This is a genomic window from Acidovorax facilis (genome assembly GCF_023913775.1).
Taxonomy (GTDB): Bacteria; Pseudomonadota; Gammaproteobacteria; order Burkholderiales; family Burkholderiaceae_C; genus Acidovorax; species Acidovorax facilis.
Genome location: NZ_JAMXAX010000024.1, coordinates 45,009 through 53,814, shown reverse-complemented (window position 1 = coordinate 53,814; position 8,806 = coordinate 45,009). Strand labels below are relative to the sequence as shown.

The following is an 8,806-nucleotide window of genomic DNA, read 5'->3' as shown; positions in this document are numbered from 1 at the left end:
GGGATTTTTGAACGATTTTGGCTGCTGGCGCTTTTGGAATAAGCGCTGGCAGCTATTGTTTTTATAGTTATTGGGGCTCTCCTTCCCGTTCGCGCTGAGCTTGTCGGAGCCGGTGGAAGCTCGTTCTCTAGTTTGGGCGGCGTGCTTGGGTTGAGGGCAGAGGCCGGGATGTCGCCCCGGCGGGCGAGTCCCTTTCTTTCGCGTCGCCGAAAGAAAGGAACCAAAGAAAGGGCGACCCTACTGTCTGCGACCCCTTCGCTGCGCTGCGGGGCAACCTGGGGTGCTCGGTCACGGGGTGCACCGCAGAACTCGCTGCGCGCCTGCGGCGCTCCGCTCGGACAACTGCGGTGAGTCAGTTCACGAAGCATGCGCGCTCCGACGCGCATGCCACCCCGCGCCCTGCGCGCCCCAGGCGCATCCAGAAGGGAACCCGGGGGAGCGGACTTCCACACGGGCCATTGCTTCGCTCGGCCCCATCTCGCGGGCGCAAGCGCCACGCGCTGCGGCGGCAGGGCCGAGCGCAGCGATGGCCCGAAGGGCAGTTTGGCTGTTCGGATGTTCTGCTGCCCCACCCCTGCTGGCTGCGCCTGCGGCGGGGCGGTTGCGGGGTGGCATGGGCGTCGAAGCGCCCATGCTTCGTGAACTGACTCGCCGTGGTTGTCCGAGCGGCGCTGCGCAGCAGCAAAGCGAGTTCCACGGCGCACCCCGCAACCGCCCCGACGCAGGTTTGCCCCGTAGCGAAGCGCAGGGGTCGCAGACTGGGGGTCGCCTCTCTTTGGCTTACTTTTCTTTGGCGAAGCAAAGAAAAGTGAGTCGCCCGCCGGGGCGACAACCCGGCCTCCGCCCTCAACCCCAGCATGCTTTTCAAACCAGCACGCCCCAGCTTCGACAAGCTCAGACCGAACGGCCCAAGTCAACCCCAGTAGCTACAAAAATAATAGCCACCTCCGCTTGATAGATAAGCGCCAGCAGCCAAAATCACTCAAAAAAACTACTGCGACACCTGCGCCACCTTCACAGCAGGCTGATCCCCCCACCCGCCTCCAAGCGCCCGAATCAACCCCACCGTCGCCACATACTGCGCCGTCCGCACCTGCAACTCCTGCCGCCGATTGCGCAATTCGCTGCGCCGCGCGTCCAGCAACTCCAGCTGACTCACCAAGCCATTGCGATACCGCACATCCGACAACTGCGTGGCCCGCCGCGCCGCAGTCACCGCACGCCCTTGCGCCTCGGCCTGGCCAGACAACAAGCGCAGCGAGGTCAACTGGTCCTCAACGTCACGAAACGCGTTGAGCACCTGCCCCCGATGGTCCGCCAGCGCAGCCTCCAGGCGGGCCTTGGCGCCCTCGATCTGTGCATCGCGCTGGCCGCCGTCAAAGATCGGCAGCGACAGCAGCGCACTCACGCCCCAAGCACGGGCCGACCACTTGAACAGGTCACCCAGCTCTGGCGACGCATGCCCCGCATTGCCGGTGAGCGTGACGGCCGGGAACCACGCCTTCTGCGCCACGCCCACGCGTGCCTGCGCGGCCAGCACGGCAGTTTGCGCGGCCGACACATCGGGCCGGCGCGCCAGCACCGTGCCGGGCACGCCCGGCGGAATCACCGGCAACGCGGCATCGCCCGTTGCGGGCGGCAGCACAAAGCCGCTGGCCACCTCACCGGCCAGCACAGCCAGCGCGTTGGTCAGCAAGGCCTGCTGGCGCTGCAAGCCCAGGGCATCAGACTCGGTGGCCGCCACCTCGGTCTGCACACGGGCCACGTCCAGCTCGGCCACATCGCCGGCTTGCAGGCGGCGCTGTGTCAGGCGCAGGGTGTCCTGGTAAGCGGCCAGACTCTCTTGCACCAGCACCTGCTCGGCCTGCACGGCGCGCAGTTGCAGGTAGGTTTGCGCCACATCGGCCTGCACCATGAGGCGCGTGCTCTGGAGCAAGGCCTCGCGCGTGTCGGCGTCGAGGCGTGCGGCGTCGCTGGTTTGCGAGAGGCGGCCGAACAGGTCCAGCTCGTACGAAGCATTGAGCCCCGCCGTGCCCAGCGTGGATGGCACCACGCTGCCCGTGCTGTTGGCACCGGCCTGGCGTGCAACGCCCGCCGAGGCGCCCACTTGCACCGAGCGCGCGGCGTCGGCAGAACGCAGCAGCGTGCGCGCTTCGGCCAGCCGCGCGGCGGCCTGCTGGATGCTGGTGTTGGCCTGGCCCGCGCGCTGCACCAGATCGGCCAGCACCGGGTCTTGAAAGCCGAGCCACCACTCGCCGCGCGGCTGCGCTTCGGCGGGGGCAGCGACTGTCCAGGGCGCCGCGGGCAGTGCGTCGCCGCCTGCCGTGAAACTGGTGGGCACGGGCACACCCGCATGCGGCGCGGGGGCCACGGGCTGGGTCATGCAACCGGCCAGCACCAGGGCGGCGGCCAGGGGCGCCAGCAGGCTGCGCTTGCGCACGCCAAAGACAGCACCCTCGGTGGAGTTTTTCTTCAAAAGCAATTCGGTCATGGTTGTTCTCCTGCCCCAGTCGTTACGCCCGGTGCATTCGGCAGCGCGGAGCACGTGGCGAGGGCCACAAAGATTTTTCTTGTCACCGTTTTCAAAAGCATCATTCGTGCTCCTTGCGCGGCGCTGCCAGCACCGGGTGGGCAATGCCGCCGCTGCCCGGGGTGTGCGAGATGGGCGCCACATGCGTGCCATGCTCCACCAGCGGGCGGTTGCCTGCCAGCTTGCGCAGCAGCACGTAGAACACGGGCGTAAGGAACAGGCCGAAGGCCGTCACCCCAATCATTCCGGAGAACACCGCCACACCCATGGCGCTGCGCATTTCGGCGCCGGCACCGGTGGACAGCACCAGGGGCAGCACACCCATGACGAAGGCCAGTGAGGTCATCAGGATAGGACGCAAGCGCAGACGGCTGGCTTCGATGGCGGCCTGCACGGGGGTGCGCCCGGCAAACTCCAGTTCGCGCGCAAACTCCACGATCAGGATCGCGTTCTTCGCTGACAGCCCCACCAGCACGATGAGCCCGATCTGCGTGAACACGTTGTTGTCGCCGTTGCTCAGCCACACGCCGGTCATGGCCGCCAGGATGCCCATGGGCACGATCAGGATGATGGCAATCGGCAAGGTGAGGCTTTCGTACTGCGCGGCCAGCACCAGGAACACCAGCAGGATGGCCAGAGGGAACACCAGCACGGCGGAGTTGCCCGCCAGGATTTCCTGGTAGGTCAGCTCGGTCCACTCGAAGGTGATGCCCTGGGGCAGCGTCTCAGCCGCGATGCGCTCGATGGCGGCCTGCGCCTGGCCCGATGAATAACCGAGTGCAGGGCCGCCGTTCACATCAGCAGCCAGGTAGCCGTTGTAGCGCATGGCACGTTCGGGGCCGAAGCTCGGCTCCATCTTCATCAGCGCCGACAGGGGCACCATCTCGCCGGTGCTGGAACGCACCTTGAGCAGGCCCACATCCTCAGCCCGCGCGCGGTAGGCCGCATCGGCCTGCACGCGTACGCTGTAGGTGCGGCCGAACTGGTTGAAGTCGTTGGCATAGAGGCTGCCCAGGTAGATCTGCAGCGTGTCAAAGATGTCCGTCACCGGCACACCGAGCTGGCGTGCCTTGGTGCGGTCGATGTTGGCGTACAGCTGCGGCACATTGACCTGCCAGCTACTGAAGATGCCGGTCAGCTCGGGCGTCTGGTAGGCCTTGGCCATGAAGGCCTTCACGGCGCCGTCCATGGCTTCGTAGCCCAGCGAGGCACGGTCTTCGATCTGCAGCTTGAAGCCTCCCGTGGTGCCCAGGCCCGCCACCGGGGGTGGCGGGAACATGGCGATGAACGCGTCCTGAATGCTGCCAAAGGCCTGGTTCAGCTGGCCTGCCACGGCGCCGCCGCTCTGGTCGGCGCGGGTGCGCTCGGCAAAGGGCTTGAGCGTGGCGAACACGATGCCGGCGTTGGAGCTGTTGGTGAAGCCGTTGATCGACAGGCCCGGGAAGGCAATCGCGTCTTCGACGTTGGGGTTCTCCTTCATGATCTCGCCCATGCGGCGGATCACGTTCTCGGTGCGGTCCAGCGTGGCGCCGTCGGGCAACTGCGCAAAGCCGATGAGGTACTGTTTGTCCTGCGCGGGCACGAAGCCGCCGGGCACGATCTTGAACAGGCCCATGGTGGCCCCCACCAGCGCGAGGTAGATCACGAACATCAGCGCCTTGCGGCCGATCACGCGCTTGACGCCGCCGCTGTAGGCCTCGGAGCCACGGTGGAACAGGCGGTTGAAGCCGCGGAACAGGCCACCGAACACTTTGTCCATGCCGCGCGTGAGCGCGTCCTTGGGCTCGTTGTGGCCCTTGAGCAGCAGTGCTGACAGGGCGGGCGACAGGGTCAGCGAGTTGATCGCCGAGATCACCGTGGAGATCGCGATGGTCACCGCGAACTGCTTGTAGAACTGGCCTGTGAGGCCACTGATGAAGGCCAGCGGCACGAACACTGCCACCAGCACCAGCGCAATCGCGATGATGGGGCCGGACACTTCACGCATGGCGCGGTAGGTGGCCTCGCGCGGGGTCAATCCCGCCTCGATGTTGCGCTCCACGTTCTCCACCACCACGATGGCATCGTCCACCACAATGCCGATGGCCAGCACCAGGCCGAACAGGCTCAAGGCATTGATCGAGAAGCCCAGCAGGTGCAGCACCGCAAACGTACCCACCACCGACACCGGCACAGCCAGCAGCGGGATGATGGACGCGCGCCAGGTCTGCAGGAACAGGATCACCACCAGCACCACGAGGGCGATGGCTTCGAGCAGCGTGTGGATCACGGACTTGATCGAGGCACGCACGAACTGCGTGGGGTCGTACGCAATGCGGTACTCCACACCTTCGGGCATGTTCTTCTGGATCTCGTCCATGGTGGCGCGCACGTTCGACGAGATGTCGAGCGCGTTGGAGCCCGGCGCCTGGAACACGCCCATGCCCACGGCCGGGTCGTTGTTGAGCAGCGAACGCAGCGAGTAGTCGGCCGCGCCCAGCTCCAGGCGGGCGATGTCGCGCAGGCGCGTCACCGCGCCGTCGGCACCGGTCTTGACGATGATGTCGCCGAACTCTTCTTCGGTCTGCAGACGGCCCTGCGCGTTGATGGACAGCTGCAGGTCCACGCCGGGCAGTCCGGGCGATGCGCCCACCACCCCGGCAGCGGCCTGCACGTTCTGGCCGCGGATGGCGGTCACCACGTCGCTGGCCGACAGGCCGCGCTGCGCGACCTTTTGCGGGTCGAGCCAGACACGCATGGAGTAGTCGCCGCCGCCGAAGATCTGCACCTGGCCCACGCCGCCGATGCGGGCGAGGCGGTCCTTCACATTGAGCACCGCGTAGTTGCGCAGGTAGTCGATGTCGTAGCGGTTGTTGGGCGAGACCAGATGGACCACCATGGTCAGGTCCGGCGCGCTCTTCACAGTGGTGACGCCCAGGCGGCGCACTTCCTCGGGCAGGCGCGGCTCGGCCTGCGAGACGCGGTTTTGCACCAGCTGCTGGGCCTTGTCGGGATCAGTGCCCAGGGCAAAGGTCACGGTCAGCGTCATCACGCCGTCGGTGGTGGCCTGGCTGCCCATGTAGAGCATGCCTTCCACGCCGTTGATGGATTCCTCCAGCGGCGTGGCCACGGTCTCGGCGATCACCTTGGGGTTGGCGCCCGGGTACTGGGCGCGCACCACCACGGACGGCGGCGCGACTTCAGGGTATTCGGAGATGGGCAGACCGCGCAATGCGATCAGCCCCCCGAGGAAGATGAGCACCGACAGCACCCCGGCAAAGATGGGGCGGTCGATGAAAAAACGGGACAGGTTCATGGATGCAAATTCCTGGTGTCCAGCGCGCTCAGGCGGCTGGCGACTTGGCGGCGTTCTTGGCTTCCTTGCGATCACCCGCAATCTCGGCCTTGGCGGTCATGGGCACAGGCTGTGGCGCCACCACGGCGCCGGGGCGCACGCGCTGCAGGCCGTTGACGACGATGTTCTCGCCCGCCTTCAGGCCCGAGGTGACCACGCGCAAACCGTCAATCGGCGCGCCCAGGGTGACCTCGCGGTACTCGGCCTTGTTGCCCTCGCCCACCACCATCACGAACTTCTTGTTCTGGTCGGTGCCCACCGCACGTTCGTTGATGAGCAGCGCCTGCGTGTTGCGGGCCTGGCCCATGCGGACGCGGGCAAACTGGCCGGGGATGAGCGAGCCGTCTTCGTTGTCGAACACGGCGCGCACGCGCACGGTGCCGCTCTTGGCATCGACCTGGTTGTCGATGAGCTGCAGGCGACCGGCGTGCGGCGTGCCGCCCGCAGTGCCGGTGCCCATCTGCACAGGAATGCGCTCGATGAGCTGGCGGGCGCTGTTGCCGCGCTGGCCGCTTTGCAGGTCGGCCAGGGCCTTCACCACGATCTGCTCATCGGTGTCGAAGCTCGCGTAGATGGGGCTCACGGAAACCAGCGTGGTCAGCACGGGAGCGCCCGGACCGGCCGCCACCAGGTTGCCCACGGTGACTTCGATGCGGCCCACACGGCCCGCCACCGGGGCGCGCACCTGGGTGTAGCCCAGGTTCAGCTTCGCGGTCTGCAGCGCGGCCTGGGCGGCGCGCAGGTTGGCATCGGCTTCGCGCTGGGCGTTCAGGCGCTCATCGTGCTCGCGCTGGGCGATGGCTTTTTCTTCGAGCAGGCGCGTGGCGCGCTCCAGTTCGCTGCGGGTGTACGACACGCGTGCCTGTGCAGCCACCACCTGGGCTTCGGCGCGGTCCACTTCGGCGGCGTAAGGGGCGGGGTCCACCGTCACGAGCAGCTCGCCCTGCTTGACCAGCGAGCCTTCGCGGAAGTGCACGGCCTGCACGGCGCCCGAGACGCGCGGGCGCACGTCCACGCGCTGCACGGCTTCGAGGCGGCCGGAGAACTCGTCCCACAGGGCGATGTCTCTTTGGAGCACGGCCGCCACCGACACCGGCATGGCCGGGGGCGCAGCAGGGGTGCCATCGGCCTGGGCGGCGGGCGCCTGGAACACAAGGATGATGGCGGCCACGGTGGCCGTCACAGCAGTGGCAAGGGTGGCCAGTCCCAGCGGGCGGCTCTTGGAGAGAGGATTGGAGTTCATGGTCGTTTCAATCGTTAAGGCCGCCCTTGTGGAGCGAGCCGGTGGAGGTTTTCTGCCGCGCCCCGGTAGGTGGCGTTGTGCCGACAAGAGTCAAAAAAGGTGTCACAACCGTGGGCAGATGGGCAGTCTCGGCAATGACACCGTGGCAAAGTCAAGGCCCCGGCAGCACACCGCCGGGACACTGAGAACCTGTTCCAAATCTTTTCGGGGATCGCATTGGAGTGCAATCGGGAGGAGTGGATGCTTCGGATGCGCCGCATGGGCTCGTGCCCATGCAAGCAGCCGGGGCGTCCAATCACCCGATTTCACTCCAACCCTTCGGGCAAGATCCTTGCCGGGCGGTCTGCGGCGTTGCGGCGCTTGCCAATAGCCGGGCTATTGGCTGCACCCCGCGCCTTGCATCCCATCCCGGCAAGGACCTTGTGCGACCCTGAAAAGATTTGGAACAGGTTCTCAAAGCCGACGTCAGAAGACGCGGCAACACTGTGTGTTGTGACAGCCGTGGCTGCAGACAGGCAAGTCGCCCAACGGGTTGTTCATGGTGTGATTTCCTCCGTATGTATCGTTGACATCAATGGCACCTGCCCGCCGTCTGCGCCCTGATGGGCTCGGCGTGCAGAAATACGTGGGCAAAGCTTCTCCCTCCGGCACGTGTGGGCCGGAAAAATCAGCGTTGATAACCAGATGGTTGGCGGTAAGGCCGCAGTATCAAACCTCAACCAAAGTTGAGGTCAATGACTTTCTGGAGACAGCCTTGCCGGGTTCAGGGTCTCAGGAAGGCACCGGACATCGGGTGGCTTCAAAGAACAGGCGGAACTGTTCCTGCGCACCGGTTGCGCAAGGGCATTCGTGGGGGCCGGTTTGCAGCAAGGCATCGGGCCACTGCGCCGTTTTCGAGAAAACATGGCGGGTCACCTGCAGGCCCGCCGCCTCCAGCCGGGCGGCATAGGCCAGTGCCTCATCGTGCATGGGGTCGGTGTCGCCCACCAGCACCAGCGTAGGCGGCAAGCCGGCCAGACGGTGTGCTGCGGCAGGCACTGCATAGGGGTGCTCGGCATCGCGCGGGCAACGCAGAAAATTGCGCCAGCCTTCGGCCCATTTGCAGCCAGTGGCATTGCCCGTGGCTTCGCGCAGCGAGGCTGTGCCCACACACGGGTCCAGCATGGGCGAGAGCAGGATCTGCCCGGCCAGCGGCGGGTGCGACTGGTCGCGCGCCATCAGCCCCACAGCCGCAGCCAGATTGCCGCCCGCTTCTTCACCCGCCAGGTAGACCAGTGCACCTTGCCCGCCGAGCTTGGTGCGGTTGCGGTGCACCCACTTGAGCACGTCATAGCCCGTGTCCACCGGCTGCGGGAACGGGGTGAGCGGGTACGCCACCGACACCACAACGGCCCCCACACCTTCCAGCAGCGAGGCCACGGTGCAGCCGTTGTCCAGCCCCCCCGAGGTAAATGCGCCTCCATGAAAATGCACCACCACCGGCGACGCCTGGCCCGTCTTCTTGCGCCCATACATGCGCACGGCCACATCCTGCCCCTTGGTCACTTCAATAGTGGAGTCGGAGCACACGGAGGCGGCCTTGCCCCCTTCGGTGGGTTTGGCAACGGGTGGCAATGTGGAAGATAGCGAGGACGGCTGGTCGGGCTGCATGGCATGTACCCATTGGATTGACGATGGATGAAATGTAGTGGCTCGGGCC

General features: G+C 66.3%; 4 protein-coding genes. All 4 read right to left on the bottom strand.

Annotation, left to right across the window (positions count from 1 at the left end; translation table 11 throughout):
- Positions 1-991: 991 nt before the first annotated feature.
- The 4 genes from NFX52_RS10115 to NFX52_RS10100 all read right to left on the bottom strand — a co-directional run bounded on the left by NFX52_RS10115 (position 992) and on the right by NFX52_RS10100 (position 8,757).
- Positions 992-2,491 (bottom strand): efflux transporter outer membrane subunit, encoded by a 1,500-nt coding sequence (locus tag NFX52_RS10115; protein ID WP_238385702.1) that lies wholly within the window; start codon positions 2,489-2,491, stop codon positions 992-994.
- A gap of 100 nt (positions 2,492-2,591) precedes the next feature.
- Positions 2,592-5,825 (bottom strand): efflux RND transporter permease subunit, encoded by a 3,234-nt coding sequence (locus tag NFX52_RS10110; protein ID WP_207401996.1) that lies wholly within the window; start codon positions 5,823-5,825, stop codon positions 2,592-2,594.
- A 28-nt stretch (positions 5,826-5,853) separates the two neighbouring features.
- Positions 5,854-7,107: an efflux RND transporter periplasmic adaptor subunit gene (locus NFX52_RS10105; RefSeq protein ID WP_055400929.1), complete on the bottom strand. Its 1,254-nt coding sequence runs from the start codon at positions 7,105-7,107 to the stop codon at positions 5,854-5,856.
- A gap of 771 nt (positions 7,108-7,878) precedes the next feature.
- Complete coding sequence (locus tag NFX52_RS10100) at positions 7,879-8,757, bottom strand: alpha/beta hydrolase (RefSeq protein ID WP_176886528.1); 879 nt, start codon at positions 8,755-8,757, stop codon at positions 7,879-7,881.
- Positions 8,758-8,806 lie beyond the last annotated feature (49 nt).

What these genes read in the sequence shown, in the direction of transcription:
- NFX52_RS10100 (WP_176886528.1), bottom strand. Translation starts at nt 8,757, where the DNA reads ATGCAGCCCGACCAGCCGTCCTCGCTATCTTCCACATTGCCACCCGTT.
- NFX52_RS10105 (WP_055400929.1), bottom strand. Translation starts at nt 7,107, where the DNA reads ATGAACTCCAATCCTCTCTCCAAGAGCCGCCCGCTGGGACTGGCCACC.
- NFX52_RS10115 (WP_238385702.1), bottom strand. Translation starts at nt 2,491, where the DNA reads ATGACCGAATTGCTTTTGAAGAAAAACTCCACCGAGGGTGCTGTCTTT.
- NFX52_RS10110 (WP_207401996.1), bottom strand. Translation starts at nt 5,825, where the DNA reads ATGAACCTGTCCCGTTTTTTCATCGACCGCCCCATCTTTGCCGGGGTG.